This window comes from Desulfovibrio desulfuricans (genome assembly GCF_004801255.1).
Lineage (GTDB): Bacteria > Desulfobacterota > Desulfovibrionia > Desulfovibrionales > Desulfovibrionaceae > Desulfovibrio > Desulfovibrio desulfuricans_C.
Map to the genome: position 1 here is coordinate 2,873,714 of NZ_CP036295.1, position 26,313 is coordinate 2,900,026.

A 26,313-nucleotide genomic window follows, 5' to 3' on the forward strand; every position below is an offset into this window, starting at 1 on the left:
ACGCCGCGGCAAAAAAAACAAAGCACCGCGCGGGCGGAGCGGCGGCGGGCGCACTTGCTTGCGGGCGTGCGCCGCCTGTGGCATAAAAGGACATGAGCGCAAAAATTTCACCCGAGGCGACGGCCAAAAATGTGCTCGCTGCCCTGCAGCAGCGCTACCCGCACCCGCGCACGCACCTTGACGCCCAGAACGCATGGGAGCTGCTGGTGGCAACCGTGCTTGCGGCCCAGTGCACGGACGCGCGGGTAAACACCGTCACGCCAGAGCTTTTCCGCCGCTGGCCTACGCCCGCCGCTCTTGCCGAGGCCTCCATTGAAGACCTTGAGGGCGTCATACGGCCCACGGGCTTTTTTCACAGCAAGGCAAAAAACCTGCTGGGCGCTGCCCGGCGCGTGAGCGATATTTTTGGCGGGCAGATACCCAAAAGCATTGATGAACTGACGACCATACCCGGCGTGGCCCGCAAAACGGCCAATGTGGTGCTGTTTGGCGCATACGGCATCAACGAGGGGCTGGCGGTCGACACGCATGTAAAACGCATTGCCTACCGGCTGGGGCTGACGGACGAGACCGACCCCGTGCCCATTGAGCGCGACCTCATGAAGCTTTTTCCGCGTGAGGAATGGGGCGACGTAAACCACCGCATGGTCTGGTTTGGCCGCGAAGTGTGCGACGCGCGCAAGCCCCTGTGCGACGCATGCGAGATGAGCGGCTTTTGCCCGCGCCGCCAACCGCCCAAGCCCCCCAAGGCTTCTCGCCGCAAATAGGTTTTTACGCTGAGGCCTTAAGAGAACAGATATCCGGCCGATAATCAAAACAGCGGTTCCCATAACCGGAACATACGATCTCGGTGGAAAGCACGCCTTCCGCAGCACAGGATGGAACGTCATGTCGCAAAACAGCTTGCTGAACGTTAGCAATAACGAACTTGAAATCATTGAATTTATTATTGACGAGAAGCAGCCGGACGGCAGTGTCTACAGCGGGCATTACGGCATCAACGTAGCCAAGGTGCTTGAAATCATCCGCCTGCCCAACATCACCAGCGTGCCGAGCAAGTGCGATCCTTCCGTGCTTGGCACGTTCAACCTGCGCGGCAAGGTGCTGCCCATCCTCAACCTGGCCGAGTGGCTGGGCAAGGAGATGGCGACCGAAGAAAACACCAAGGTCATTGTCACCGAATTCAGCGGAGTGCAGGCGGCCTTTATGGTTTCCTCGGTCACAAGCATCCACCGCATGACCTGGGACCGCATAGAACCGCCGAACCAGTACGTGCAGACGTATTCGCGCGAGACCATCACCGGCGTTTTGCGCATTCAGGACCGCGTGCTCTTTATTCTGGACATGGAAAAAATCCTCGCCAGCCTCGACAGCACGCTCGACATGTCGCAGGTTGAGGTCGACACAAGCCCTGTGGAAGGCGCTGGGCAGTTTCACCTGCTGGTGGCCGACGATTCAAGCTCGTTGCGCAACGTGATGCAGTCGTCGCTCGAAAAATCGGGCTTTCAGGTCACAGCTGTGGGCAGCGGCCGCGCGGCCTGGGAATTTTTGCTGCGCACCCGCGAAGAAGCGCAGGCCAATGGCAAGGAACTTACCGACGTGCTGCACCTGATTATTTCCGACATCGAAATGCCGGAAATGGACGGGCACATGCTTACGGCCAAAATACGCGAAACGCCGGGCCTCAGCACGCTGCCGGTCATTCTGTTCTCGTCGCTCATCACCGACGCGCTGTATGATAAAGGCGTTAAGGTCGGCGCCGACAGGCAGGTCTCCAAGCCCGATCTGCCGGGCCTGAACAAGATTATCCGCGAAGTTATTTCAGAAAAGCTGAACCGCTAACGGCGGCAGCTCCGCATATTTCAACGGCGGGGGGCATGCCCCCCGCCGTTTTTTGTTGCGCGCGCATTGTTGCCTACAGCCGCGTCACCGAGGCAAAACTGCGTTTAATGCCCGCCCGGTAGTGGATGCGGGGGTGTCCGAACAGCACGACAACGCCCTCACGGCTTTTGCCGCGTATGCCGTAACGCTGGCGAAAACGCGCGGCGCTGCCGCCCCACTGTATCAGGGGATGGATGGAGCCTATCATGCAGGTTCCCAACCCCTGCGCCTCGCCCGCCAGCATGGCCAGTGTCGCCGCCACCAGCGGATCCGCAGGGTCGGCCCAGGGCGAAGCGTAAAAATACATGAGCAGGGGCGCATCATAGGTAACAATATTAGTCCCTGCATCCATGGCTTCGGTAAAGGCGGCCAGGGCTGGCCGCACAAAATGGCGGAACAGTCCGTCGTTGGCCTTGCCCCAGAACGGGCGCATGAGGGTGAGAAACCAGGGGGCCGTAAGCCAGCGCATGGTTTTGAGGTGCTCGCAAAAATCACGGGCAAAGGCCCTGTTTTTATCCAGGCTGTCGAGTACGAGCACGTTGACGTCCGAGGGCGGCAAGCCCATGGGCGCGGTACGGGCTGCGTCAAGGATGCGCTCGATCTGCTCGCCGGGCACGGCTGCGGGCAAGAATTCGCGCACGCTTCTGCGCTGCAGCAGCAGGCCAAACAGGCTGTCGTACGTTGCCGCGCTGCCCCTGGGCGGCAGGGCAAAGAGATGCTCCGGCCCCAGAGTGCGCCCGCGCACGGTTACCGCGCCCGTGGGGCAGACCGCCATGCAGTGCCCGCAGCCCAGGCAGCCGAACAGCGACTCCGTAACAGGGCAGGCCTTGCCGTTTTCAAGACGCAGACAAAAATCCTTGCACACGGCCACGCACTGGCCGCAGCCTGTGCAGACGGTTCTGTCAACAGCGACTTCCGCCGCGCTGTGCGTTCGTGACGTGGGTATGGCCATGTTCGCTCCTGTGTGGCCGCAGATGCGCTGCATTGTAAATATCCGCCCATATGCTATCAAGCATGCACGCGGCGGCGCGCGACCGTCACTCAGGTGACGGCCCCCTTGGCAACCTTTTTGCAAATTCTGCTACCATGGACGCTTTCAGCTACAACCCGGCCAGCGTGCTCAGCCTGCTGCTCACCATGATGCGTGTGAGCATTGTCATGTTTATGCTGCCGGTGTTCTCCACCAACAACATCCCCACGCAAGTCAAGGCGGCCATAACCATTGTGTTTTGCCTTGGCGTGTGGCCTCACCTTGCCCTCAGCGGCACGGCCATGCCCGCGCATCCCTTTGACGTGGCCATCATGATGATGGGCGAGGCGGTGCTGGGGCTGGTACTGGGAATGGCCGTCAATTTTCTGTTTATGGGCATTCAGGCGGGCGGCGAGCTGCTGGGCTTTCAGATGGGCTTTACCATGATCAACTTTGCCGATCCGCTCACCGGCAACCAGACAGGCGCTACGGCCTTTTTTTTGTGGATGGTCTCGCTGCTGGTTTTTCTGAGCCTCGACGGGCACCTTTACATGATCAAGGGTTTTGTCGCCTCGTTTGATCTGGTGCCGCCGGGGCAACTCTTTGTGGGGCCCATGGTGCTGCGGCAGGTTATGTATCTGGCGTCGCAGATGTTTGTGCTGGCCCTGCAGATTGCCGCGCCGGTCATGGTGGCGCTGTTTCTGGTCGAGGTGTCGCTGGGGCTTATGGCGCGAACCTCGCCGCAGATCCCCATCATGGAATTTGGCTTTCCCATCAAGATTGCCGTGGGCTTCTTCTTTTTGGGGCTGCTCATGGTCATCATGTCCGACCGCATCGCCTCGTTTGTGCAGGGGCTGGACGGCCTGTTCAGCAACCTGCTGCGGGCCATGAGCCCCATGTACCAATAGGCGCACCCGCCCACCGCGCCAGACTACTGCCACGCCAGCCTACTGCCGGACCAGACTACTGCCGGGCCAGATGCTCGGCGATGCGCTGGGCGGCCTTGCCATCCCCATACGGATTTTCACGCGCTGCCATGCTGGCAATGGCTTCGGGATGCCGCAGCAGGTCAAGCGTTGCGGGCACAATGGCCTTGGCGCTCGTGCCCACCAGCATGTTAACCCCCGCGTCCACGCCTTCGGGGCGCTCCGTGGCGTCGCGCATGATCAGCACGGGCTTGTTGAGCGACGGGCCTTCTTCCTGTATGCCGCCTGAATCTGTAAGGATAATTGTGCAGCTGTCCATGAGGCGCACAAAGGTTCGGTAGGGCTGCGGGTCTTCGAGAAAAATATTGGGCACCGCCCCAAGCAGCTCGTGCACCGGCCCCTGGACATTGGGGTTGAGGTGCACGGGGTAGACAATGCGCGCCTGCGGCATGCTCCGCGCCACTTCCACCAGCGCGGCGCAGATGTGCCTGAGCCCGTCGCCAAAACTCTCGCGCCTGTGCCCGGTAACCAGCACAATCTGTCGGCCTTCCGCTATGGCGGCCTCCACCCTGGGCGGCAAGGCCGGGGGGTCGCGCCGCACAGACTGCAGGGTCATGAGCAGCGCGTCCACGACCGTATTGCCGCACACAGTGATGGCCTGCTCAGGCACACGCTCAAGCAGCAGGTTTTGCCGTGCGAGGTCTGTGGGGGCGTAGTGCCAGCGGGCCACCAGCCCGGTCACCCGGCGGTTGAGCTCCTCGGGAAAGGGCGAAAGGATATTCCAGGTGCGCAACCCCGCCTCCACATGGCCCACCGCTATGCCACGATAAAACGCGCACAGCGAGGCTACCTGCACTGTGGTGGTGTCGCCCTGCACAAGCACGACATCGGGCGCGGCCTCGGCCAGCAGGGCATCCACGGCTTCAAACAGGCGCGCGCTGAGTTTGGACAGGGTCTGGTTGCCCGTCATGACGTTGAGGGCCACATCGGGCGCCAGGCCAAAGTCGGCAAAGGTCTGCTCAAGCATCTGCCGGTGCTGCCCGGTGGAGCACAGCCGCACCGCAAAATCTGCGGGCCTGTCGCGCAGGGCATGGATGACGGGAGCCATCTTTACGGCTTCTGGGCGTGTTCCGGCGATGACGAGTACTTTTTTCATAAGGGCCTGCCCGGCTGTGAAAAGCTCAGTGGAAACAAACCAGTTGCCTGCAAAGTCGATGACGCGCCATGCGTGACCGCCAGTGCCGCCAACAAAAAACATGGAGTCATTGCCGGATAAATATCTCGCTACAGGACAGCGCGGATTGGACGGGAGCATTCCCCACAGCCCAAGTCACCCAAATATCGAGAGGCAACGGCTCAGGCCAAAAAACAATCCTCACAAGATCAATTGCGGCCAAAAAACTGCGCTGCGGTACTTCTGAGCCTCCGCATGGCGTCATGATCTTTAGATAACAAGCTACAGTGCAACATCTCTTTCGATTCGAGCTGCTGGACCGATTCAATGGAAAATTTACCTGCAGAGTTTACTGCGTTGTCTGAAATTGTTTTTGAAAAATCCTTGTCCTCAAATTTAAGTATTGCCGATGCAACGGCGCTGGGGCTTTCATAATCACCAACAAGAACAGCATTATAATCATTAGTAAGAAATTCATTCATTGGTGCGATATCTGAAGTTACAATATTGCACCCGCAGGCAAGAGCTTCTATAAACACAATACCAAATCCTTCATAGCGCGAAGGCGTGCACATGACGTGAGCCCATGAGTACCATTTGTGCAGCTCTTCATTTTCCACATTTGATATCCAATAGCATCTTTTATCTACGCGCAGTTTTTTTGATATTTCTTTGTATTTTGTTTCATCGCCGCGCCCAATAAATACTGCGATATAATTTTCTGGCAAGAGCTTGAGCGCGCCAATAACTGTTTCAAGATTCTTCTGCTCAACCTTTCTCCCCACGCAAAGGATAGGCAGACAGTTGGTCAGATCGGGCCATGACTCGGGAAAATCGGGCAATACAGTTGTTCTGAAAAAAAATTGTTGCTGTATCCAGTTGGGCACCACAACTGTTCTGTCCTTTTCTACCCCGCTATCGATTACCGCCCTCTGAACCCCCCTGCTTGTGCAATGAACTTTATCCGCAAACTGCATCGACTTGAATATAAGGCTTGGGTTATCATCGTGCACACTGATGTACACAGGCGTTTCCGGCACGGCAAGGGCCGCTGAAAAGACGGAGAAGTCACAAGCCCAATACCCCCCGTATCCCCTGATCAGGTCAGGATCGATATTGCACAGAACCTCAACGGCCTCCAAGCCTTTTACACCAATAACCGTTATATTCCCGACCATCCGCACGCCACGAGGTTCAATGGGGCTTACAATAAATACCTTTTTAAACGCGTTAGATGGATTGAAGTAGCTATTATTTATAAGTTTTTTTAAATAACCAGCTTCATGATACGCCATCAGCGCGTCAGACGGGACCACCACAAGTTTGCCAGGATTAATCATTTGAGCCTCGCAGTTACGCTTTGACATTCTTGCTGATATCTTGGTGGCCGACCCGTTTGGCTAATTCCCTGCCGCAAGGGGCATGCAACACACAAAAACCGCGAGCCAACAGGTTGTCTACTTGCAAGATCGCCCGACATTTTTCTGCAAAATTTACTTTTTCTTTGCAGTAATGCCAAAAAACAGCCCGTCTTTGCGTCCTTCGTAGCCGACATCCGCATCCATGGCGGCAATGTCAAATCCACGCTCGCGCAACTGAGCCGCCAACGCCTCGCAGTCAAACCACTGTTCCCATTCCGGGATACCGCCTGGCCATGAGTCAAGCCGACTTTTATTCTTGTCTATGATTATCAGCTGGCCGCTCGTACAGAGGATTCTGTGCATTTCGGCGATAGCCGCGGGCACGTCTATGCAGTGCTCAAGCACCTCGCACAACAGCACGGCGTCAAACTCACCGTCCGCCCAGCCGGAGCGCAGCACCGTACCCGTCCGCGCTGCAACCCCCTTGGGCATAAAGCGGAAAAAGGCATCATGCACGTCTTGCCCGGTCACACTTGCTGCAAGTCGCCCATAGTGAATGCGGCGCAAATACCGCCCCTTGGCTGTGCCCATGTCGAGCACACGGGCGTGCGGCACTGGCGCAAGAGCGCGCTGCACAAAAAGCAAGCGGCCGTCATCCGCAGCAATATCATCAATAAAATTGGGAAAATACGCTTCAAACCCATGTTTTTGCCTGGCGGTGAGGGCGTCCAGAAAAGCGCAGGCCTCATGAGCCAGCCCGGCAAAAGGAGCTTCCACTGTCTCAGGCAACGCGGCCATCCCCTGACTGTACGCAGCTTCGCCCAGATCGGCGCAGCCCGCAGTCCACGCCGCTTCGGCCAGCTGCAACAGGCACCGGGCATATTCCTGCGGCAAAGCCTCGTCGCTCAGGCCCATAGCGTCTATCTGTCTGGCGAGCTGCTGCAACAGGGCATTGCCTCTTTCGGGCGAATTCAGGACGATAAAGCTGGCGGCATCGCGCACATGGTCAGGTGTAATGCTTTTGACTGTCCAGCCTTGCCGATTGGCCCAAAAGCGGGCGCAATCCTTCCAGCTGCTGTTGCCCGTCCGCTCGCCCGCCTCTGCCAGAGCTGCAAAGCACGAAAACAAACCGGCAGCACCATCGGCATTCAGCCTTTGCCTGCATAATACCTGCACGCAAAGCGATTTCAGAGCAGCATCCCCGCAGACGGCCAGCACCTCTGATTGAGAAAATGCCCGTATCAGCGCGGCAAGCCCCCAAAGGCCACGTGCCTTTTGCTGTCCATCCCACGTGCTGTCGGGCATGCCCGCGACAATCCTGGTCAGCTCCGCTGCCAGCTGTAGTGCAAGCGGACGGCGACCCCAGTTCAGCAGGCAAGGGATTATGGAGGCAACAAATTCAACATCCTCCATCGACATCTCCGCCTTGTTTCCCTGCACCGCCTGCGCCACCGTGCGCTCAAGCTCCTTGACGGCATTCTGCACCAGTTCGATGACTGTAACCTTATCACGGGCCTGAATACTCTCAGCCCCGGTCAGGCCCTGCGACATCACGCTGGCGCTGGAGGGTTCGTGTCCGCTCTGGCGCAACAACTGGGCATCGAGCCAGAACTTGACAGCCCACGAGAGTTCTTCGTTCTGAAAGTAGGCCGCGCCCTGTCCCGCGCTGCCGGGGAAGCCCCCCGAAGCGTTGCGCAATGATTGCACATGGCTCAGGGCCGCCAGCCCCCGATCCTGCCTGCCCAGTTTAAGCCAGACAATCGCAGCCTGGATCAGGCCCGGAGTGCATACCCACGACACATCAGAAAAAGCGGGAACCATTCCGTCAGGACGCTGCAGTTTTTCCAGGGTCAGCATACCGTGGCGGCACACTTCTTCGGCCCCCAGGTCATAAAGGGCTTCCTGAATATAGCAGTAAAAATGCAACAGCATGTTGGGAGCGTAAAAATTGCTCAGATTGCAGTTCATTATATAGTAGCTGAGCGATCTGCGTACAAATTCATTATAGGCCGGAGTATTCAGGGCGTCCCCGGCAGCCAGGAGCCCTGGCAGCACATACAGATGCACAGCCTCATTGATGTAGCCGCGCCCATCAGCCATTTGCCAGATCGTTGACGGAGGCACGCACAACTGGCCCGATGGATTTGCGGTAGACACAATCCAGTTGCAGGCTTTGACAAGGGTTTGCTCCAGATGTGGAGCATAGGGAAGGATGGCGGCAAGCCCCCGCACAACCTGCCCGGTGTCAAACACAAATGATTCTGACGAATTGGGGCCCCAAAATGACCCATCAGGATTTTGTATTGATGCCAGCCAGCCTGCATACTGCAAGGCGATATCAATCTTGTTCAAGCGCAACAAGGTCGGGATGAAATACCCTGTCACTTCCGGGTAGGCGTGCCTGTTTTTATCGCTTACGGCAACGCCCTGGCCGGGAACTGTATTTTTTTCAACCCATTGCAGCGCCTTGCCGCACGCTGTTACCGGGCTTTCCATATCCTGGGCGGGGTTGGTATTTGTTGCGCGGGGGGCCGCAACGGCAGCCGACGCCACGCTATTTTTTGCCCTGTGGGCAGCCTGCCCGGCGGACGGAACCATCCCGACCGTGACAAGCAGATATCCCTGGTTCAAACGTTCCTTGTCTTCTGAGGGCAGCGACGCCAGCCAGTTTTCCCAGACCTGGATCAGCTTTTCGCTTCCGGGGAATGTCATAAACTTCAGTGCGTGCCCGGAAGCGATGGAAAATTCCCTCACGTCAACAAGTCCGGCGCGTATAAAAAAGTCTGCCAGAGAAAATTTGGGGTCTTCGTAACCCCATTTCCATTCCCCGCTCTGTTCCTGCGCCCACTTGCCAAGCCTATATGGCAGCGAGCAGGCATTGGGCACCAGCGAGACAACCATGCGCCGGGCCACACGTGCCGATTCCGACACGATGTGCTGAATCTGCGCATCGCCGAAATGCTCCAGCAAGCCACCGCTCCAAACCACATCGACAGATGCTCTGCCACAAGGCAGCTCGTGCAGGACGTCCGCCTGCTTAAACTCTCCCTCAAGGTGCAACAGGCTGAACAGACGTTCTGAAAACCTCAAACTGTCCACGCTGAAATCCAGCAGCACAGGCTGGCGCTTATGCAGGGCCAGCGTTGAGGATATCTCCCCGGTTCCGCTACCCAGCTCAAGGCAAACTTCCCCCGGGTTGGTGAGCTCCAGCAGCAGCTGGCCCCAGCGGGAACAAACCCCGTCATGAACGCGTTGCGCCACTATCTCTGGGGTTTGCCCCCCGACAATGGCGTTGTGCCAGTCGCCAGATGAAAGACCTTGCGCCGTTTGTGTTGTGCTTGCTTGTGCCATGGTTTTACGCTTTTAGTAGTGTGTTCAGTTTGCCTGGCAGGGTGAAAAAACCAGCCGGTCGCCGTCCACGCGGCGCATCAATTCACTCTGTTCCGGGCCAGGGTACGGAACCGTCGGGCAAGAAAATTCGTACATGCCTATGTGGCGCTGCTGCTTTGCGCACCCTACGCGGAGGGTTTCAAACAGCTGGGCCGCCCGCGCCCCGCCACGGCAAAACAGCTCTTTTGCCATATCCCGCCGGCCCTGCCAAAACAGGGCAACGGCATAATTGCCCATGGCCGCCAGGTCGTCGGGGCGCATCTTGAATGCGGCTTCCAGGTATTTGGCCGCCGCCGCCTTGAGAAAGGAATCAGACCTGATCATGCGGCTGCCCAGGGCCAGGTTGGCGTGGAACAGCGCCAGCTCCTGATCGCTGCACTGCCCGATCTGGGGAAAGAGACCGCCTATGCCGCCGCTCTGCTCCATCCGCAGCAGCGCCTTGAAGGCCACGCGGGTTGAGGCCTCCAGCACTTTTGCCGACAGCCTGACCCGCATGGAATTGTCATGCCAGCGGTAGTGATAGAGCACCTGGGGCACATACACGGGCCGCGCAACGCTCAGCATGCGCAGCCACATATCCCAGTCTTCGGCCCCTTCAAGCCGGGGGTCGTACTGGCCCGCCTGCGCGGCCAGATCCCTGCGGTACATGAAGGCGGCCATGCCGCTGTTGCAGCAGAGCATCGAGGGCAACGAGGCCTCGCCCGCCAGCCTGTCCAGCGCCCAGCCCTGCGGCGATACGCGGGCAAATGCCGACGAGGCGAAGCCCGCCTGCGGAAAGGCCCGCAAGGCCCCGGCCAGCGAACTGCAAAAATGCGGCAGGCAGACGTTGTCTGCCGAAACCCACGTGAGGTACTCGCCCCGCGCCAGCGCAAACCCGCGGTTAAGCGCGGCGGGCAGCCGGGTGTTGGGGCCGCTTTCAACCCGGATGCGGGGCGACTCGAGGGTTTCGAGGTAATTTGCCGTGCCGTCCGTGGACCCGTCGTCAACAACCACAAGCTCAAAATTTGGATAATCCTGCCCCAGAACAGATTCGATGGCCAGAGGCAGAAACGAAAGGTGGTTGTAGGTAGGCAGCACAATGCTGACCAGCGGGCACTGCCTGTCTCCCGCTTCAAGGGTGGAGCAGCGGGCCTCTCCGGGTTGCGGCGCTCTGGCTGCGAACTCGGCGGGCAAAATATCGGCGTACACGTCCCACAGCATGCCCATGGTGCGCTCTGGCGAAAAGTTTTCCGCCACGCGCTGCCTGCCGATCTCGCCGGCGCTGCGGGCAAAACCATCGTGCCCGAGCAGAAATTCCACATGCTTTGCCATGACAACGGCATCGCGCTCGTCCAGCACAAAGCCGCTTTTGCCGTGCTCCACCACATCGGCGGCCCCGCCGCAACGCGTGGTGACCACAGGCACCTTGTAGGCCTGCGCTTCAAGCAGCACGTTGGGCAGACCTTCCACATGCGACGTGAGCAGAAAAACCGAGCACAGCGAAAGAAACGCGGGTACATCCCTGACAGGACCGGGAAACAGTATGCGCCCGGCAAAAGGCGTTTGGGCCATACGCGCGCGCAAAGACTCCAGCTCGGGGCCGTGCCCGCCCACGACGGCGTAAAGGTCCGGCACTGCCGCGCAGGCCCGGATGGCCGTACTGACCCACAGCTCCGGATCCTTGATGGAAACAAAGCGGAACAGCCCGCCGAGCACGCGGGCGTTTTGCGGTATGCCCAGCGACTGCCGCAGGTGTTCAATCTGCGCGCTTTCCGGGCGCGGCCAGGCCTGCAGGTCAAAGACATTGGGGGTCAGGCGAACCGTGCCGGGCGGCAGCCCCAGCCAGTCTTCGTACGTACGGCAGCCCGCGCGGCTGTTGTTGGTCATAACCACATGGGGAAACCGCATGAGATTTGCCAGAATGGCAAAAGCCGCATGATCGTCGACGCTTTCAAACCCGTGCGGGGCGCGCTGAGCGGGCGAGAGGCTCTGCCCTGCGATGATGATCTTGGGTACGCCTGCAATAAAGGCCGCCAGCAGAGGCTCCAGATGGTCGGCGTTCCAGAGGTGCAGCAGACGGGGCCGCACGCGCAACAGCCATGCCGCATAGGCGGAAATGCTGTCCACAAAAACCTGGGACGCTCCCGAAACAAACTCGGAGACAATGGCGCGGGCCTCATAAAAAAGGTCGCGATCGACCACATCCAGCGAAAAGCCCAGCACGCGGCTGCACGACTGAGCCTCCTGAAGAAAAAAGTCGTTGCCGCCGCCGGGCGATATGGTCCGGCAAAGCAGGGTGACTTTTTTGCCCTGCTGCTGAAAAAATCTGGCGCTGGCCACAACCTGACGTTCTACGCCGCCACAGGTCAAAGAGTCGCTCCACCATGCCAGAGGTCCGATAAAATGGGACGGCGGACGCATGGGCGCACCCTTTATGAACTGCGAGACTGTCATGCCATTTCCCCCTGACGGAGCACTCCAGTTATTTCAGGATAAATATTTTTTGACGCTCGCCTGATATTGCAAGTCCAATGCCAGCAAAAACAACAAAGGGCCGGCCCAATGGGCAGACCCTTTGTAAAGTGCCATGTTCTTAAGGCGGTTACCCCATTGCCCGTTGCAGCCGGGCGAGGGTTTCCTGCTTACCCAGAAAGGCCATTATCTCGTTGAGGTGCGAGCCGCCCATAAAGCCCATGAGGGCCGTGCGCAGGGGCGGGGCCACTTCCTTGAACTTGAGGCCGTTGTCGGCCACATAGGCGTTGAGCGCGGCCTCAAGGGCCTCGGCGGTAAAGGGCTCGCAGGCGGCAAACACTGCGGACAGGGCCTGCAGATGCGCCTTGCCCGCATCGGTAAAGTGCTTGGCCGCGTCCCTTTCCACATAGCTGAGCTCGGCGGCGGGCACTACCAGCGGGCGGAACGCCTCGCCCAGAGCCTTGAGGTTGTTGGCCCGCTCGCGAAACATGACGCACAGGGGTTCGAGCTTTGCCAGAGGCAGGCTGCCAAGACCGGCGGCTTCCACAAAGGGCGCAACCAGCGCGGCAAGCTCGGGCAGGGGCAGCTCGCGCATAAAGTGCGCGTTGCACCACTCAAGCTTGGCAGGGTCAAAGGCGGCGGCTGCCGGGTTAAGGTTTGTGCCGTCGAAGTATTCGATCAGCTCGTCTTTGGTAAACAGCTCCTGATTGCCGTGCGACCAGCCGAGCCGCACAAGGTAGTTTACCAGAGCCTGCGGCAGCAGACCGTCCTGCTGATATTCAATAACCGCCCGCGCGCCGTGGCGCTTGGAGAGCTTTTGCCTGTCGGGGCCAAGAATCATGGGCACATGCCCAAAGTGCGGCACGGGTAGGCCAAGGGCCTCGTAAATGAGTATCTGGCGGGGGGTGTTGGAGACATGGTCGTCGCCACGGATAACGTGGGTGATGCCCATCTCGTAATCGTCCACCACCACGGCCATGTTGTAGGTGGGCATGCCGTCGGCGCGGCGAATGACCATGTCGTCCAGCTCGGCGACGTCCACGGCGATCTTGCCCTTTACCAGGTCGTCAAACACGACCTTGCCCGCCATGGGGGCCTTGAGGCGCACGCAGTGCCCCTCGCCGGGGCCAATATTTTTATCGCGGCAGCGGCCATTGTAGCGCGGTTTGAGGCCGTTTTGACGGGCTTCTTCACGCATGGCGTCCACCTCTTCGGGCGTGCACGAGCACCAGTAGGCGTGGCCGGTCTCCAGCAGCTTGTCCACATAGCGGTTGTACACGTCGGCGCGCTGGGTCTGGTAGGTCAGGTCGCCGTCCCAGTCCAGCCCCAGCCAGCGCATGGAGGCGAGGATGGAGTCGGTGTATTCCTGCTTTGACCGCAAAAGGTCGGTGTCTTCAATACGCAGGTGAAAACGGCCGCCGAAGTGCCGGGCCAAAAGCCAGCAAAAAATGGCGGTGCGTGCGCCGCCTATGTGCAGATGCCCCGTGGGGCTGGGTGCAAATCGGGTTACCACTTGAGTCATGTTGCTTTCCTTAAACTGGCGTTGGGGGCAAGGTGGCGCATGGGCGGCGCAGTGTCAAGGGCTGCTCAGCAGCCCGAGCGGCCATCGCCGGAAAGACGGCAGCCCTTCGCGGCGTCCCCGGCGGCGTCTCCGGCGGCGTCCCCGGCGGCGTCCCCGGCGGCATCCTGCCCGTTGGCCGGGCGCGGGTTAAAAAGATTGAGCGTGCGCGTCAGGTCCGCAAGGTTGACGGGCTTGGTCAGGTGGGCGTTCATGCCCTCCTGGATGCTGCGCTCGGCGTCGCCGCGCATGGCATAGGCCGTCATGGCGATGATGGGCACGCTGTCCGCGCCGGGCAGGCCGCTTGCCCGTATGGCGCGCGTGGCGGAATATCCGTCCATGACCGGCATCTGCACATCCATAAGGATAATGTCTATCTCCGCATGCCGACCGGCCCACATGTCCACGGCCTCCCGCCCGTTGACCGCCGAGACGCACTCGATGCCCATGCCGTCCAGCAGCACTTCCATTATCTCGCGGTTTATGTCGCCGTCTTCAGCCACAAGCACGCGCAGCCCGTGCAGAGACCGGGCATCAGTACTGGCGGAATCTTTGGCCGACTTGTCGTCGCGGTGGCCGCTGCACACGGCAAAGGGCAACTCCACCCGAAAAACGCTGCCCTTGCCTGGCTCGCTCTCAACCGAGATGCGCCCGCCCATCAGGGCAGTCAGGCGGCGGCACAGCGAAAGCCCAAGCCCCGTGCCCCCAAACCGGCGCGTGATGGACGTATCCGCCTGCGAAAAAGGCGTAAACGCGCGGGCAAGCTCTTCGGTCGACATACCTATACCCTCGTCGCTCACAGTGCAGACAACGCGCACCCTCTCGCCGGTATTTTCCTGCAGGTCAAGGGCCAGCCGCACCGTGCCCCGCTCTGAAAACTTCAGCGCGTTGCCGCCGAGGTTAAGCAGTATCTGGCGCAGACGCAGGGCGTCGCCCGACAGAAAGTCGGGAATATTGGGATCGACAAAACTCTCAAGCGTAAAATCCCTGCCTTTGTGCCCGGCCTTGGGCCGCAGCAGCGACATGACGGCCTCCAGCTCTTTGCCGGGCTGAAAGGGCAGGTTTTCCAGCTCCAGCCGGTTGGCCTCGATCTTTGAAAAATCGAGCAGATCGTTGATGATGTCCAGCAGCGACTCGCAGGTTGAGTGGATTTTTTCCACATAGTCGCGCTGTTGCGGATTCAGCGGCGTATTGAGCACAAGATGCGCCATGCCCATGATGCCGTTCATGGGCGTGCGTATTTCGTGGCTCATGTTTGCCAGAAAGATGCTTTTGGCGGCGTTGGCGGCCTCGGCGCTTTCCTTGGCCTCGCGCAGGATGCGTTCGTGCTGGCGCGTCTCGGTAACGTCGCTGACATAGCCGGTAATGCGCAGTACGCCCGGCACGCCCACGACCTCATATGCCAGGGCGTACCAGCGCAGGCCCTTGCGGGGGTGCGCCACCCTGAGCTCCAGATGCTCCTGACCGCCGGTTGTCCACAAGGAGGGAAAACAGAGCTTGCGCCACTTTGGCCGGTCTTCGGCCACAATGCGCGACCCCATGCGCTCCAGCCTCTCCGCCATGCTGGCTGCGGGGTTGATGCCAAACTGCTCGTAAAAAACATCGTTGCCGGTGAGGTCCAGCTCGCCGCTTTCGAGCCGGGCGATTTCAAACACGCCCAGCCAACCAAGACGGCAGGCCAAAGAAAGACGCACCAGGCCTTCACGCAGGCTTTGGTGCGCCTCGTGCAGTTCGGTCATGTCCTGATGATAACCGACAATCCGCACCACATCGTCCTGCTCGTCGCTGATGCGCCGCCCGCCGCAGCGCACCGGCACAAGCCCCCACTGGGGATGATTATAGAGGTAGCGCACCTCATGCATGGCCTTGTCGGCAAGAAATTCGTCGTGGATGGCCCACAGGTGCTGCTTCGAGCGGGCATCGACCCTGTCCACCCAAAAATTGAAGCTTTCAGCGGGGGTCATTTCTTCGCTCGCGCCCAGCAGCCGCATGGTCACCGGGTTGGCAAGCATGGACATGTCCCCGGTGTTGCGGTCAATTTCTATGACCCACAGTCCCACATTGGCCGCAGCCAAGGCTTCGCTGCTCCAGTCCTCGTTGCGAGACGCGTCTTTTGCTGCACCGTTTGCGGTCATATCCCCCCCGTTTCCATGGTATAATCCATAGCCGTTTTACCGCGTCAGCACAATGGCATACGCCCTCAAGCGCCCTCCCCGGGCTGACATGCCTGCCCGACACGGCACGAAACAAAAAATCCATGCAATGCCACGCAGTTGTCACACCCGGCGCTTGCATGGTTACGCACAGGGTGCTAGCGTTTACAACTGTAAAGCAAATACACATACTATAGCGAAAGGCCCCGGCGGGCCGGGCGGCGCTGCAAGCGCTGCCGCGCCGTCGGCAAAGCAGCCTTTCCGGCTGAACAGCCAGAGGATTACCCTTATGAAAGATGCCACGGTGGTTATCAAATACGGCGGACACGCCATGGACAATTCCGACCTCAGCTCGGCATTTGCCAACGACCTTGCCCAGCTCTCGGCGCAGGGCATGGAATTTGTGGTGGTGCACGGCGGCGGCCCGCAGATATCGTCGCTGCTCAAACGCCTCAACATCGAAAGCCGCTTTGTGGACGGCCTGCGCGTTACCGACATCGCCACCATGGAAGCCGCAGAAATGGTGTTGTGCGGGCAGGTCAACAAGGCCGTGGTCAACGAATTTGCCCAGCAGGGCGTGCGCGCCGCCGGCATCTCTGGTCGTGACGGCGGGCTGCTGCGGGCGTCTGTAAAAAACCCCGCTCTGGGCCTTGTGGGCACGGTGGATGCCGTCGACCCCGCCCTGCCCCGCTGCCTGCTGGCTGGCGGCTTTGTGCCGGTGGTGGCCCCTGTGGCCTCCGGGCCGGACGGCGAGGCCCTGAACATCAACGCCGACACTGCGGCCGGCGCGCTGGCCGGGGCCCTCGGTGCGGAATATTTTGTGCTGATATCCGACGTGCCCGGCGTGCTGGACGGCGACGGAAGGCTGATACCCAGCCTGAACCGCCGCGAAATCCAGACCCTGCGCGAGGCGGGAGTGATCACCGGGGGTATGATTCCCAAGGTGGAGGCCTGCCTCAACGCCCTGGATGCGGGTTGCCAGCGCGCGCTCATCCTTGATGGCCGCTCGCCCTCAAGCCTGCGCCGCTACCTGCTTGACGACGCGCCACTGGGAACGGTGGTCGCCAACTAGATCGTTGTAGCGCTGGAGAGTGCGGGGGAGGGTTCCCCCTTCGGCCCCCTCTCGTGCTTCATTTAAATAGAGCGACTGCCGGCAAAAGGGGATTCCCCCAGGCAGACCACAAAAATAAGGCCCAAAACCGCACGACGCACATGACCTCGTCACCCGGTTTCGGGCCTTTTGCACTTTTGCAAATCTGGATTTTTCAGCGGCCTCGCCGCACCCACCACTCGCTCTCCACCTGACCATACCACCAGCGGTTGTGGTCTGCCCGCAGCACGGCCTCGGCCACTTGGCGGGCAGCTGGGCTGCGCAGACGCTTGACCGCGCTCTCCAGCCACTGTTCCGCAAAAGCATTGCCCTTGTCGAGCTCGGCCTTGAGGTTGCAGATGAGGTCCAGCTGATCGGCATCGTGCGCCAGCAGGGCCTCGCGGCTTGATTCTTCTTCCAGCTCGTCCCAGAGCGGCAGCACGTCTTCTTCCAGCCCGGTGCCCGCCACGCAATCCTCCAGCGCCTTGCGGGCCTGACACTGCGCATAGCGGTGGTTCACATAGTTGAGATCGCCGGTGCGCGCCTCGTGCAGGTCGTGGAACAGGCACAGGTACGTCACCCGGGCCGGGTCCATACCGCACATGCGGGCCAGCACGTAGCCCATGACGCTCACCCGGTACGAATGCTCGGCCACGTTCTCCTGCCCGGTGCCCAAAAAGGCGTAGCCAGTGCGCGGCGTGTGGCGCAGCATGCCGACTTCGTTAAAAAAATCCGCCAAGCGGTCAAGCCGCTCGGCACCCATGTCCACAGCCGAAAAATCGCCGTTGTTGCTCTTGGATTCGCTCATGCCTGTTCCATACCGACAGCGACGGCCTCTTGCAAGGCTGCAAGGGCGAAAACTGAGATGAAAGGAGCAGAAACGCCCCGGCGGCTCAAGGCTGCGCCCTAAAGAATCCCCTCAGTGGCTGCCGCATCCGCGCAATGCGTCTGCATCTGCTGTCGCATCTGCGCCATGACCCAAAATTCCACACTGTTGGTGTAAAATGCATTCACGGCCTTTTGCGGGCCGAGATATTTTGTGCGCCGGCAAGGCCTGCAAGAGGGCGGCAGAGGTCGTGGACATCGGCTTCCTTGACCGATGTCGCCCCCGCAGTGGAACGCAGCCAGCGTGCAAAAAGCCGTTCACTCAAGGCCATACTTGCGCAGCTTATTATGAAGGGTGGCCCGCGTAATGCCCAGCTGGCGCGCGGCCTCGCTCTTGTTGTCGCCGGTCTGGCGCAGGGTTTCCTCAATGGCGCGGCGCTCCACTGTGTCGAGGGACAGGCCAGCGAGGGAGGCGTCCATCTCGGGCTGACGCTCTCCTGCCGGGGTGGGGCCGGTGACCACAGCGGGCAGCTCGCGCTCGGTGATGAGGTCGCCGTTGCAAAGAATAACGGCCCGCTCCACGGCGTTTTCGAGCTCGCGCACGTTGCCGGGCCAGGCGTAGCGCAGCATGCTGGCCAGCGCCTGGGGCGAAAAACCGCGCACGCTTTTGCGGTTGCGGCTGGCAAAGCGCTCAAGAAAATGTGCGGCAAGCACGGGGATGTCGTCGGCGCGGTCGCGCAGGGGCGGCACTTCTATACAGATGACGTTGAGGCGAAAGTACAGGTCTTCGCGAAAGCGCTTTTGGGCCACCTCCTCCCGCAGGTCGCGGTTGGTGGCGGCCAGCACGCGCACGTCCACGGTAATGGCGGCGTCGGCCCCCACGCGCTGCACCTCGCCCTGCTGCAGGGCGCGCAGCAGTTTTGCCTGCAGCGGCAGCGGCATTTCGCCGATTTCATCCAGAAAAAGCGTGCCTCCGTTGGCCTGGGCAAAACGTCCTTCGCGGCGACGGTCCGCGCCGGTGAACGAGCCTTTTTCATGCCCGAACAGCTCTGACTCCAGCAGGTTTTCGGCCAGCGCGGCGCAGTTGACCGTAACCAGCGGCTTTTCCGCCCTGGCGCTGGCGCAGTGCAGGGCGCGGGCCACCAGCTCCTTGCCCGTGCCAGATTCGCCTGAGATCAGCACTGTGGCCTCGGTGGGCGCGACCGTGGCGATGATTTCCTGCAGGGCGCGGATGGGGGCGCTTCGGCCAAGGATGCCGGGCCGTGCGGCTGCGTCGCCGAGCTGGCGGCGCAGCTCGCGGTTTTCTACACTGAGGCGCGAGTGTTCTATGGCTTTTTCAAGCGTGTGTCTGAGCGCTTCAAAATCCAGAGGCTTTACCAGGTAATCGTATGCACCGAGACGCAGGGCCTCCACGGCTGTTTCCACAGAGGAATACGCCGTCATGAGCACCACGGGGAGGGCTGGGTTGTACTCCAGAATATTGCGCAGCGCGTGGATACCGTCCATACGCGCCATGCGCACATCGGTCAGCACAGCGTCAAAGGACTTTTCGCGCACCAGACTGACTGCTTCATCGCCGTCGGCGGCTTCTTCCACCGTGTATCCCCACGAGCGCAGCATGGTGCGCAGCATGCCGCGGTGGGCATCGTCATCGTCTACAACCAGAATGCAGTTGCTCACTGTATCCTCACTTTATGCTTGAGCAAAAGCCCAGAGCCGTTATGCCTGCCTGCTCTGCGCCACACTGCCCGCCGCCGCGCGGGGCAGCCAGATGCTGAACGTGGTTTCGCCGCGCCGCGCCGCCTGCGCGGGACGCGAGGCGACGCTGATCTCGCCGTCGTGGGCTTCGATAATCTTGTGAACCATGGCCAGGCCAAGGCCCGTGCCCTGCCCCTTGGTGGTATAGTATGGATCAAAAATGTGCGGCAGCTGGGCCGGTTCAATGCCTGTGCCGTTGTCGCGCACCATCAGGCACACGCGTCCCTTGCGCTCCACAATAGCCAGGGTGAGCTGTCCGCCGTCGGGCATGGCGTCCAGCGCGTTGAGGCACAGGTTCAGCAGGGCCTGCCCCATGCGCTCGGGATCGGCCATGGCCAGCGGCACGCGCTTGGGCGCGCGGCAGACAATCCTGACGCCGCGTTTTTCCGCATCCTGATGCACAAGACGCGTCACGTGGTCAATCACCAGCTTCAGGTCAGCCGGGTGGGGGCTTACGTCGCTGGGTCGCGAAAGACCTATGAGATCCATAATCACGCGGTTAAGACGGTCAACCTCGTGCACCATGACGTTGGCGGCCTCGCGGTCTTCGCTGCCATCGGGAAAGCGCTGGCCGAAATAGGTGGCGTACCCCTTGATGGAACTCAGGGGATTGCGGATTTCGTGCGCCACGCCTGCGGCCAGATTGCCCACGGCGGCCAGTTTTTCCTTACGGCGCACCTCTTCCTCGAGCCTGCGCACCTTGCCCTCGGCCATGCGCTGACGCTGACGCGATTCGCGCGCGCGTTCGGCATAATACAGGGCCACCAGACAAGCCAGCCCCACCAGCAGGGTCACGGCAGCCAGCATGGCAACGTAGTCGCGGTTCTGGCTGCGGGTTATTTCAAAAGGCGAAAGGTCAAGACCCAGAAATATGACCGGCAGCGGAAAACCCCGGGGCAGATCGCGCAACCCGGGCGAAAACTGCCTGTACACGGCAAACACGCGACGCCCTTCCATGCGCATGATGCCCCAGTGGGGCAGCATGTCGGGCGCAAGCTCGCGCATGATGCCGTCGTCGGCCTCGCGCCCGCCCACGTGCAGTATTTCGCCCAGCCGGGCCGGGTTGCTGTGCGCAACGATGGTTCCGTCAGGCATGGTCACGGCCACAAAGACAATGCCGGGGCTATCGGCCATTTCTTCCAGCAGTACCTGCAGGCGCACGCCCGCCTCGCTGCGCATGCCGGAACGCAGGATGCTTTCAAAAGCAATGATCAGCGACGAGCCCTTTTCGGCCAGCAGACGGGCCATGGCCGCCTCGCTTCGGTCGATGGAAATAAGCGTCAGCAGGGTTATCATGAGCGCCAGCACCACCGCCGCACCGCCCAGCAGCAGGCCCAGAGGGGTACGCGCGGCCACATAGGCCGCCTGCGCTATTTTTGCCGTATCAGCCTGAGCCATGGGCAGCGGGCAGCAGCGCCCAGGCTCCGGCCCTTTTTTGTCCGTACTGGTGTTTTCCGTATTCATGCGGCACGCTCGATATCGCTATGCGGGGCATCCGTGGGAGGGCCACGCCGGGTCAAAATTTTTGCACGCTTTTTGCAAGATTTTTGCTATTCCTGAGTCCATACGGTCAGGAATCTTGCCACCCCGCTCTGTGCTTGGTAAGAGAGCGGGACGAGTTTATTTTCCAGAAGGTCTTTTATGATGAAACCCCTTCTTTCCCTATGCGTTCTGGCCAGTCTGTGCCTTCCCCAGCCAACGGCGGCGGATCAGACCGACTATGCGGAATATACCCCTGCGCCGGGAAGCCCCGCCGCTACGCACGCAGCTGACATGCGCGCGTGGCTGCAGCAGCTTTCGCCTCCGCAGCGGGCCAAGGCCCAGGCCGTGATTGACGAGTACACTCCCAAAATCAACGAGTTGCGCAAAAGTATCCTGCAGAAAAAAAACGAGCTCGCCCACCTGAGCTACAACCAGACGACCTCGCCCGAAACCCTGCCCCGTCTGGGGCATGAACTGCAGCAGCTGCGGGACGAGCTGCGCACCCTTTTGCAACGAGCAGACCAGCGCATGGACGCCGAGGTGGGCGTTCCGCTGGGCAGCCCGCAAACGCGCGGCTGCAGCATGGAATACCCCGGCCTGTCGACCTCCGCCAGCAAATAACCGCGACCAGAAACTCGCGCAAACGCGCGTCTGCCTTTATGGCGGGCGCGTTTTTTGTTTTTTGCTGCCCTCGCCCACTGTAAGAAAATTATGCAGATGTACAAATTTTATACAGGGAAGACTGCCGAATGTATAAAAAACATACGCTTCCCTGGCCGCTGGCGCAACGCCAAAGGGCAATCCAAACTCAATATGCTGTTTTTATTGAAAAAATAATCTTTGGCACGCGCATTGCTTTATAGCAAGCAAACGTTGCAACAACAACGAGCCCATATACAAGAATTTTGCTTAAGAGGTAGCTTTCCATGAAGTCCAAAAACATCGCCATCGCAACCATACTTGCTGCCACCCTGTTGGGAAGCGCCATATCAGTTTACAGTCAGCCGGCCCCTGCGGGCGATATGCCTGAAGGCATGCGGGAAATGGGCGGCTGCCAGGGCGAGATGCCCTGCCCCGGCATGCAGGGTTACGGCATGCACGGCATGATGGGCCGAGGCGCTTACACTCCCGAACAACTGCAAAAATATGATGCCATTGTGGCCGAATTCGCCAAGCAGATGGAACCCGTCAAAGACCAGATGTTTATCAAACGGCAAGAGCTGCGCGCCCTGCAAAATGCGGCCAACCCCGACATAGCGGCGGTGCGCGCCACGGCGACTGAAATGCTGCAGCTCAGAAAGCAGCTTGGTCAGATGCACGAAACCATGACCCAGCGCCTTGAAAAAGAAGTGGGCAAGCCTGCGGCAGCCATGCCGAAAAAGGACGCCCCAACCCAGGCTAAACATCAGCACGGCGCGGCCCAGTAGCCACTAACCCCAATTGCCGCTCCCAACACGTCCGCCCAAGGCGGTGCACATATAAAGCCTCCTGCAGAGTAACATTTCCGTCATGCCCTCTACCCCCAAGGGGGGCATGGCGGAGCCTCCAAAAAACCTCCTCCTTTGAACAGAACCTTTTAACCATCAACACCCTCCCTCCCTTCTCGGCCGCCGGTTCCCCCCCGGCGGCCGCCTTCTTTTTTATACCCGCGCCACAGACCGCGCCTGCGCTCAGGCGTGAAGCGGCGGCAGCAAAATATGCGGTTCGGTATCTTTGTCAAAAACAGCAGCCCGCAGGCCAAGAGCCGCCCAGGCCGGGCGCAGCTCGCCGCCAGCCCCCCAAAAGTAACCCTGCGCCGCGCGCGGCAGACGCAGATCAAACATCCCCACGGGGCCGTCCCCCCGCGCCGCATGCGCGTCAAGCGCCTGCCGCACGGCCAGCAGCAGGGCGCGCCCCTTGACCCTGCCGCCCAGCTCCTTATCCACAGGCCCTGCCAGCACGGCTGCGGCCAGCCCCGGCTCTGGGGCAAGCCCCATGCGGATCACGGGCACGCCAGCCCTCGCGGCGGCAAGCCAGCCCCCGGCTAGAGCCTCAAGCGTGACCTCAAGCGACCACGGTTCATAACTTTTATCGCGCCACATGGCGGCGAGGCCGGTTCCTTCCAGCACCAGGCAGGGATAAAAACGCAGCATGTCCGCACCTGCACCCAGAGCTGCGGGCACATCAGCCGCAAAGTGCCGCGGGGCATGGCCAGGCATGCCGGGCAACAGCTGCACCCCAAGCTTGAGGCCCGCCGCGCGCACGCTGGCGCAGGCGGCCAGCGCCGTCTGCCCGCTGTAACCCCGGCGCGCCGCAGCAAGGGCGCTGTCGTCAAAACTCTGCACGCCCAGCTCAACCACGCCGCAACCCGCGCGGCGCAGCCGCTCTAGCATACTGGCGTCCACCCTGTCAGGCCTGGTCGAACACCGGAACGAGCCTATCCACCCCTGCTCCAGCGCCTCGCGGGCCAGATCAAGACAATCGGCCAGCTCCCGCTCCGGCAGAGCGGTAAAGGTACCGCCGTAAAATGCCAGCTCGGCCGGGGCAAGCCCCTGCTCATGCCGCAGCCGCAAACCATGCCGGGCAGCGCGCAACAAACCGCCCGCCCCATCCCTGCCCGGCTCACCGCGTGAGGCGGACGCGCCGCCAAGACCGGTCTGCACGTCCTGCGCACAAAAAACGCAGCGCACAGGGCAGCCCCTGAAGGGCAAAAATACTGGCACAACAGCCGGCCGCTCGGCGCGAGGCCGCAGGCGGCCAAAATCGATGGGCAACACGCTCACGAGAGCCTCCCCGGCATGCGCGGGCAGACCCCCGCCCCGGCTGCCCAAATCACTGGATCACAGGGTGCGGATGCGAACATGACAACGGAGAAAAAAAACTTTTTTTTAAGGGGCATAGAGGCTCGCTGACTGTGAAACGGTATGTGGAGCGCATCGAACGGAAAATGACATGCAGGTGAATTTTTTAAAAAAACCTTGCTCTGCTTGTAAGTTGCGTGTATTTTACACAAAAGTTCCGTTCGTGTGAAGCTGACGACCATTGCTGCGGGGCACAGGAACACAGGGTTCCATTTAGCCATACCAGCGCACTGCGCCGGAGAGCACTATGAAAAAAACACTGACCAAAGCGGACATCGTGGAGGCCATCTACGAAGAAACGGACAAGAACCGCGTAGATGTAAAAAACGTGGTGGAAAAACTGCTGGAGATCATGAAGATCGCCATCAAAAAGGACCGGGCGCTGCTTATCAGCGGGTTCGGCAAGTTTGAGTGTTACGACAAGGCCTCCCGCAAGGGCCGCAACCCCAAGACAGATGAAACCATCACCCTGCCGCCGCGCAAGGTAATGGTGTTTCGTCTTTCGCGCAAACTTCGCGCGGAGCTGAACCCCTAGGCAAGCCGCCAAGCTTCGGCAGCCTGTGCATGCCGTTGGGGGCGCGTGTGACGCGTTTCTTGTCGTGCGCGCTTTTTCTTGCCATTGCAACGGCCAGCGCCCCCTGAAGGGTACAGAGCGCTCATAGGCATGCCTGCGCCCGGAGCGGCTGGGGGCTGGCCGCATGCAGGTTCGGCGGGCCTTGGCACTATCTGCTGAGCGCAGACACCACACGCCGCTGCACGCGGCAGAATTCAGGCTAACGCCAGAGCGGCGGGCATGTCCACGCCGCCCAACGGGAGTCGCACATGCTTTTTAACTCGTATTCCTTCCTTTTTGCATTTCTCCCCTTGCTGCTGGTTTGCTGGCGACTGACCCAGGGCTACGGCCCCACGGGGCTGGCGCTTGTACTGCTGGCTTTTTCGGTCGTATTTTACGGCCTGTGGGGTCTGCCGTTCCTTATCCTGCTGGCAGTCATACTGGGCATGAACTACGCCTTTGCCCTGGCCCTGACGGCGCCCGAACATGAGCCAGTGCAGGATGCAGCCAGCGCCGAGGCTACCGGGCCGGAAGTCAAAGCCGGGGGAGCATGCCTGTGCGGCGCGCGCAAACAGACCGGCTGCCGGTTTGGCCTGAGCCGCAAGAGCCTGCTGACCCTGGCGATGGTGCTCAACCTGCTGCCCCTGTTGTGGTTTAAATATTCGGCCTTTCTGGCCCAGAACCTGGGCGCGCTTTTGCACGCGCAGTGGCATTTTACCCCTCCGGGGCTGCCTCTGGGCATTTCATTTTATACCTTTATACAGATCGCATGGCTTGTGAGCGTCTATCGCGGGCAGGTAACCCCGCAGGGGTTTACGCGGCACGCGCTGTTTTCGGCCTGCTTTCCTTACGTCATCTCGGGCCCAATCGTGCGCTACGAGCAGATGGGGCCGCAATTTGACGCGCTAGCGCCCGCCACGTCAGAAAACCTGGCGCAGGGCTTTACGCTGTTTACCATCGGCATGGTCAAAAAGGTTCTGCTGGCCGACAGCATCGCCATGTATGCCGACTCTGTTTTCAATGCGGCGGAAAAGGCCTTTCCCCTCAGCGGGGCTGAAGCGTGGCTGGGGTCGCTGTGTTATACCTTCCAGCTGTATTTTGACTTTTCGGGTTATACCGACATGGCCATCGGCCTTGCCCTGATGCTGGGCCTCAAGCTGCCAGAAAACTTTGATTCCCCGTACAAATCCACCGGCATTGTGGATTTTTGGCGGCGCTGGCACATCACGCTCAGCTCGTGGCTGCGCGACTTTTTGTACATCCCCCTGGGCGGCAACCGTCAGGGGCGGCTCATGCAGTACCGCAACCTGTTTCTGACCATGCTTATCGGCGGCGCGTGGCACGGAGCGGGCTGGACATTTATTGTCTGGGGCGCGCTGCACGGCATGATGCTGAGCATCAACCACTTTTTCCGCGCCTGCATCAAGGGCAAAACCCTCGAGCGGGTTCTGGCCCTTGCGCCGTTCAGGCTGTGCTCCATCCTGTTTACGTTCTTTTGCATCAACCTCTGCTGGGTTGTGTTTCGGGCGCTGACCATCGAGGGCGCGGGGCGCATGTTCAAGGCCATGTTCACCGGGCCGTTTACGCGTGAGGCTGCCGGCCTGAGCGCGACAACCGACGGGCTCGCGGGCTTTGCCGCCCTGGCGGCCCGCTGGCTGCCCAACAACTACATTCAGGGCTGGATTCCCTTTGCCCTGCTGCTGACAAGCTTTGCGGTGGTGTGGGCGCTGCCCAACAGCCGCGAGATGCTGCACGGCAGGCGCGACGGCTCACACCCCCGGCTCAGCTGGCGGCCTACAGCCGCCTGGGCTACAGGGCTGGCTGTCATGGCCTTCCTGACCCTGATTCTGGTTTCGCGCAAGGCGACCTTTTTGTACTTCCAATTTTAACCACGCGTGAAC

At 60.5% G+C, this 26,313-nt stretch carries 19 protein-coding genes; 8 read left to right on the plus strand and 11 right to left on the minus strand.

Annotated features, from left to right (window positions below; all coding sequences use genetic code 11):
- Positions 1 to 92 precede the first annotated feature (92 nt).
- Together nth and DDIC_RS12100 are read left to right on the plus strand one after the other, a co-directional pair.
- Positions 93 to 767 carry an endonuclease III gene (gene nth, locus DDIC_RS12095; RefSeq protein ID WP_136400677.1) on the plus strand — a complete coding sequence of 225 codons (675 nt, stop codon included), beginning with the start codon at positions 93 to 95 and terminating at the stop codon, positions 765 to 767.
- A 121-nt stretch (positions 768 to 888) separates the two neighbouring features.
- Positions 889 to 1,842 carry a chemotaxis protein gene (locus tag DDIC_RS12100; protein WP_136400678.1) on the plus strand — a complete coding sequence of 318 codons (954 nt, stop codon included), beginning with the start codon at positions 889 to 891 and terminating at the stop codon, positions 1,840 to 1,842.
- A 73-nt stretch (positions 1,843 to 1,915) separates the two neighbouring features.
- On the opposite strand, the gene DDIC_RS12105 is transcribed toward DDIC_RS12100, so the two are convergent.
- Complete coding sequence (locus DDIC_RS12105) at positions 1,916 to 2,833, minus strand: nitroreductase family protein (RefSeq protein ID WP_136400679.1); 918 nt, start codon at positions 2,831 to 2,833, stop codon at positions 1,916 to 1,918.
- A gap of 134 nt (positions 2,834 to 2,967) precedes the next feature.
- On the opposite strand from DDIC_RS12105, the gene fliR reads away from it, so the two are divergent.
- On the plus strand, positions 2,968 to 3,759 hold the full coding sequence (fliR, locus tag DDIC_RS12110; protein WP_136400680.1) for a flagellar biosynthetic protein FliR: 792 nt from the start codon (positions 2,968 to 2,970) through the stop codon (positions 3,757 to 3,759).
- 55 nt (positions 3,760 to 3,814) lie between these two features.
- Here fliR and wecB read toward each other — a convergent pair whose 3' ends face one another.
- The 6 genes from wecB to DDIC_RS12140 form a co-directional block, all read right to left on the minus strand.
- Positions 3,815 to 5,035 carry a non-hydrolyzing UDP-N-acetylglucosamine 2-epimerase gene (wecB, locus tag DDIC_RS12115; protein ID WP_282097270.1) on the minus strand — a complete coding sequence of 407 codons (1,221 nt, stop codon included), beginning with the start codon at positions 5,033 to 5,035 and terminating at the stop codon, positions 3,815 to 3,817.
- Positions 5,036 to 5,160: 125 nt separating this feature from the next.
- Positions 5,161 to 6,291, minus strand: coding sequence for a glycosyltransferase family 4 protein (locus DDIC_RS12120; protein WP_168732548.1), 1,131 nt, complete (start codon positions 6,289 to 6,291; stop codon positions 5,161 to 5,163).
- A gap of 153 nt (positions 6,292 to 6,444) precedes the next feature.
- Positions 6,445 to 9,663, minus strand: a complete 3,219-nt coding sequence (locus DDIC_RS12125; RefSeq protein WP_136400682.1) for a methyltransferase domain-containing protein — start codon at positions 9,661 to 9,663, stop codon at positions 6,445 to 6,447.
- A gap of 24 nt (positions 9,664 to 9,687) precedes the next feature.
- The gene (locus DDIC_RS12130) at positions 9,688 to 12,135 is read right to left on the minus strand and encodes a glycosyltransferase (RefSeq protein ID WP_136400683.1); all 2,448 of its coding nucleotides are present in this window, start codon (positions 12,133 to 12,135) and stop codon (positions 9,688 to 9,690) included.
- A gap of 148 nt (positions 12,136 to 12,283) precedes the next feature.
- On the minus strand, positions 12,284 to 13,675 hold the full coding sequence (gene gltX, locus DDIC_RS12135; protein WP_136400684.1) for a glutamate--tRNA ligase: 1,392 nt from the start codon (positions 13,673 to 13,675) through the stop codon (positions 12,284 to 12,286).
- Between the two features lie 65 nt (positions 13,676 to 13,740).
- The gene (locus DDIC_RS12140; RefSeq protein ID WP_136400685.1) at positions 13,741 to 15,846 is read right to left on the minus strand and encodes a hybrid sensor histidine kinase/response regulator; all 2,106 of its coding nucleotides are present in this window, start codon (positions 15,844 to 15,846) and stop codon (positions 13,741 to 13,743) included.
- 307 nt (positions 15,847 to 16,153) lie between these two features.
- On the opposite strand from DDIC_RS12140, the gene argB reads away from it, so the two are divergent.
- Positions 16,154 to 16,936 carry an acetylglutamate kinase gene (argB, locus tag DDIC_RS12145; RefSeq protein ID WP_136400686.1) on the plus strand — a complete coding sequence of 261 codons (783 nt, stop codon included), beginning with the start codon at positions 16,154 to 16,156 and terminating at the stop codon, positions 16,934 to 16,936.
- A 193-nt stretch (positions 16,937 to 17,129) separates the two neighbouring features.
- On the opposite strand, the gene DDIC_RS12150 is transcribed toward argB, so the two are convergent.
- The 3 genes from DDIC_RS12150 to zraS all read right to left on the minus strand — a co-directional run bounded on the left by DDIC_RS12150 (position 17,130) and on the right by zraS (position 21,001).
- The gene (locus DDIC_RS12150; RefSeq protein ID WP_136400687.1) at positions 17,130 to 17,762 is read right to left on the minus strand and encodes an HD domain-containing protein; all 633 of its coding nucleotides are present in this window, start codon (positions 17,760 to 17,762) and stop codon (positions 17,130 to 17,132) included.
- A gap of 335 nt (positions 17,763 to 18,097) precedes the next feature.
- Positions 18,098 to 19,411, minus strand: a complete 1,314-nt coding sequence (locus tag DDIC_RS12155) for a sigma-54-dependent transcriptional regulator (protein ID WP_432612335.1) — start codon at positions 19,409 to 19,411, stop codon at positions 18,098 to 18,100.
- Between the two features lie 87 nt (positions 19,412 to 19,498).
- Positions 19,499 to 21,001: a two-component system sensor histidine kinase ZraS gene (gene zraS, locus DDIC_RS12160; RefSeq protein ID WP_136400689.1), complete on the minus strand. Its 1,503-nt coding sequence runs from the start codon at positions 20,999 to 21,001 to the stop codon at positions 19,499 to 19,501.
- Between the two features lie 177 nt (positions 21,002 to 21,178).
- Between zraS and DDIC_RS12165 the strand changes: the two genes are divergently transcribed.
- Both DDIC_RS12165 and DDIC_RS12170 read left to right on the plus strand, forming a co-directional pair.
- Positions 21,179 to 21,640 (plus strand): zinc resistance protein, encoded by a 462-nt coding sequence (locus DDIC_RS12165; RefSeq protein WP_136400690.1) that lies wholly within the window; start codon positions 21,179 to 21,181, stop codon positions 21,638 to 21,640.
- Between the two features lie 305 nt (positions 21,641 to 21,945).
- Positions 21,946 to 22,446 carry a Spy/CpxP family protein refolding chaperone gene (locus DDIC_RS12170; protein WP_136400691.1) on the plus strand — a complete coding sequence of 167 codons (501 nt, stop codon included), beginning with the start codon at positions 21,946 to 21,948 and terminating at the stop codon, positions 22,444 to 22,446.
- A 243-nt stretch (positions 22,447 to 22,689) separates the two neighbouring features.
- Here the strand turns inward: DDIC_RS12170 and DDIC_RS12175 are convergent, their stop codons facing one another.
- Complete coding sequence (locus DDIC_RS12175; protein WP_247647477.1) at positions 22,690 to 23,781, minus strand: radical SAM protein; 1,092 nt, start codon at positions 23,779 to 23,781, stop codon at positions 22,690 to 22,692.
- Between the two features lie 325 nt (positions 23,782 to 24,106).
- Between DDIC_RS12175 and DDIC_RS12180 the strand changes: the two genes are divergently transcribed.
- Positions 24,107 to 24,394, plus strand: coding sequence for an integration host factor subunit alpha (locus DDIC_RS12180; protein WP_136400692.1), 288 nt, complete (start codon positions 24,107 to 24,109; stop codon positions 24,392 to 24,394).
- 287 nt (positions 24,395 to 24,681) lie between these two features.
- A complete protein-coding gene (locus tag DDIC_RS12185) occupies positions 24,682 to 26,301 on the plus strand; it encodes an MBOAT family O-acyltransferase (protein ID WP_136400693.1) in 1,620 nt (539 codons plus the stop codon).
- Positions 26,302 to 26,313: the final 12 nt, after the last annotated feature.

Coding starts and splice junctions, on each gene's coding strand:
- gltX (WP_136400684.1), bottom strand. CDS start 13,675: ATGACTCAAGTGGTAACCCGATTTGCACCCAGCCCCACGGGGCATCTG.
- DDIC_RS12140 (WP_136400685.1), bottom strand. CDS start 15,846: ATGACCGCAAACGGTGCAGCAAAAGACGCGTCTCGCAACGAGGACTGG.
- DDIC_RS12165 (WP_136400690.1), top strand. CDS start 21,179: ATGATGAAACCCCTTCTTTCCCTATGCGTTCTGGCCAGTCTGTGCCTT.
- DDIC_RS12185 (WP_136400693.1), top strand. CDS start 24,682: ATGCTTTTTAACTCGTATTCCTTCCTTTTTGCATTTCTCCCCTTGCTG.
- fliR (WP_136400680.1), top strand. CDS start 2,968: ATGGACGCTTTCAGCTACAACCCGGCCAGCGTGCTCAGCCTGCTGCTC.
- zraS (WP_136400689.1), bottom strand. CDS start 21,001: ATGAATACGGAAAACACCAGTACGGACAAAAAAGGGCCGGAGCCTGGG.
- DDIC_RS12120 (WP_168732548.1), bottom strand. CDS start 6,291: ATGATTAATCCTGGCAAACTTGTGGTGGTCCCGTCTGACGCGCTGATG.
- DDIC_RS12100 (WP_136400678.1), top strand. CDS start 889: ATGTCGCAAAACAGCTTGCTGAACGTTAGCAATAACGAACTTGAAATC.
- DDIC_RS12105 (WP_136400679.1), bottom strand. CDS start 2,833: ATGGCCATACCCACGTCACGAACGCACAGCGCGGCGGAAGTCGCTGTT.
- DDIC_RS12180 (WP_136400692.1), top strand. CDS start 24,107: ATGAAAAAAACACTGACCAAAGCGGACATCGTGGAGGCCATCTACGAA.
- argB (WP_136400686.1), top strand. CDS start 16,154: ATGAAAGATGCCACGGTGGTTATCAAATACGGCGGACACGCCATGGAC.
- DDIC_RS12130 (WP_136400683.1), bottom strand. CDS start 12,135: ATGACAGTCTCGCAGTTCATAAAGGGTGCGCCCATGCGTCCGCCGTCC.
- nth (WP_136400677.1), top strand. CDS start 93: ATGAGCGCAAAAATTTCACCCGAGGCGACGGCCAAAAATGTGCTCGCT.
- DDIC_RS12125 (WP_136400682.1), bottom strand. CDS start 9,663: ATGGCACAAGCAAGCACAACACAAACGGCGCAAGGTCTTTCATCTGGC.
- DDIC_RS12155 (WP_432612335.1), bottom strand. CDS start 19,411: ATGCTGCGCACCATGCTGCGCTCGTGGGGATACACGGTGGAAGAAGCC.
- wecB (WP_282097270.1), bottom strand. CDS start 5,035: ATGTTTTTTGTTGGCGGCACTGGCGGTCACGCATGGCGCGTCATCGAC.
- DDIC_RS12150 (WP_136400687.1), bottom strand. CDS start 17,762: ATGAGCGAATCCAAGAGCAACAACGGCGATTTTTCGGCTGTGGACATG.
- DDIC_RS12170 (WP_136400691.1), top strand. CDS start 21,946: ATGAAGTCCAAAAACATCGCCATCGCAACCATACTTGCTGCCACCCTG.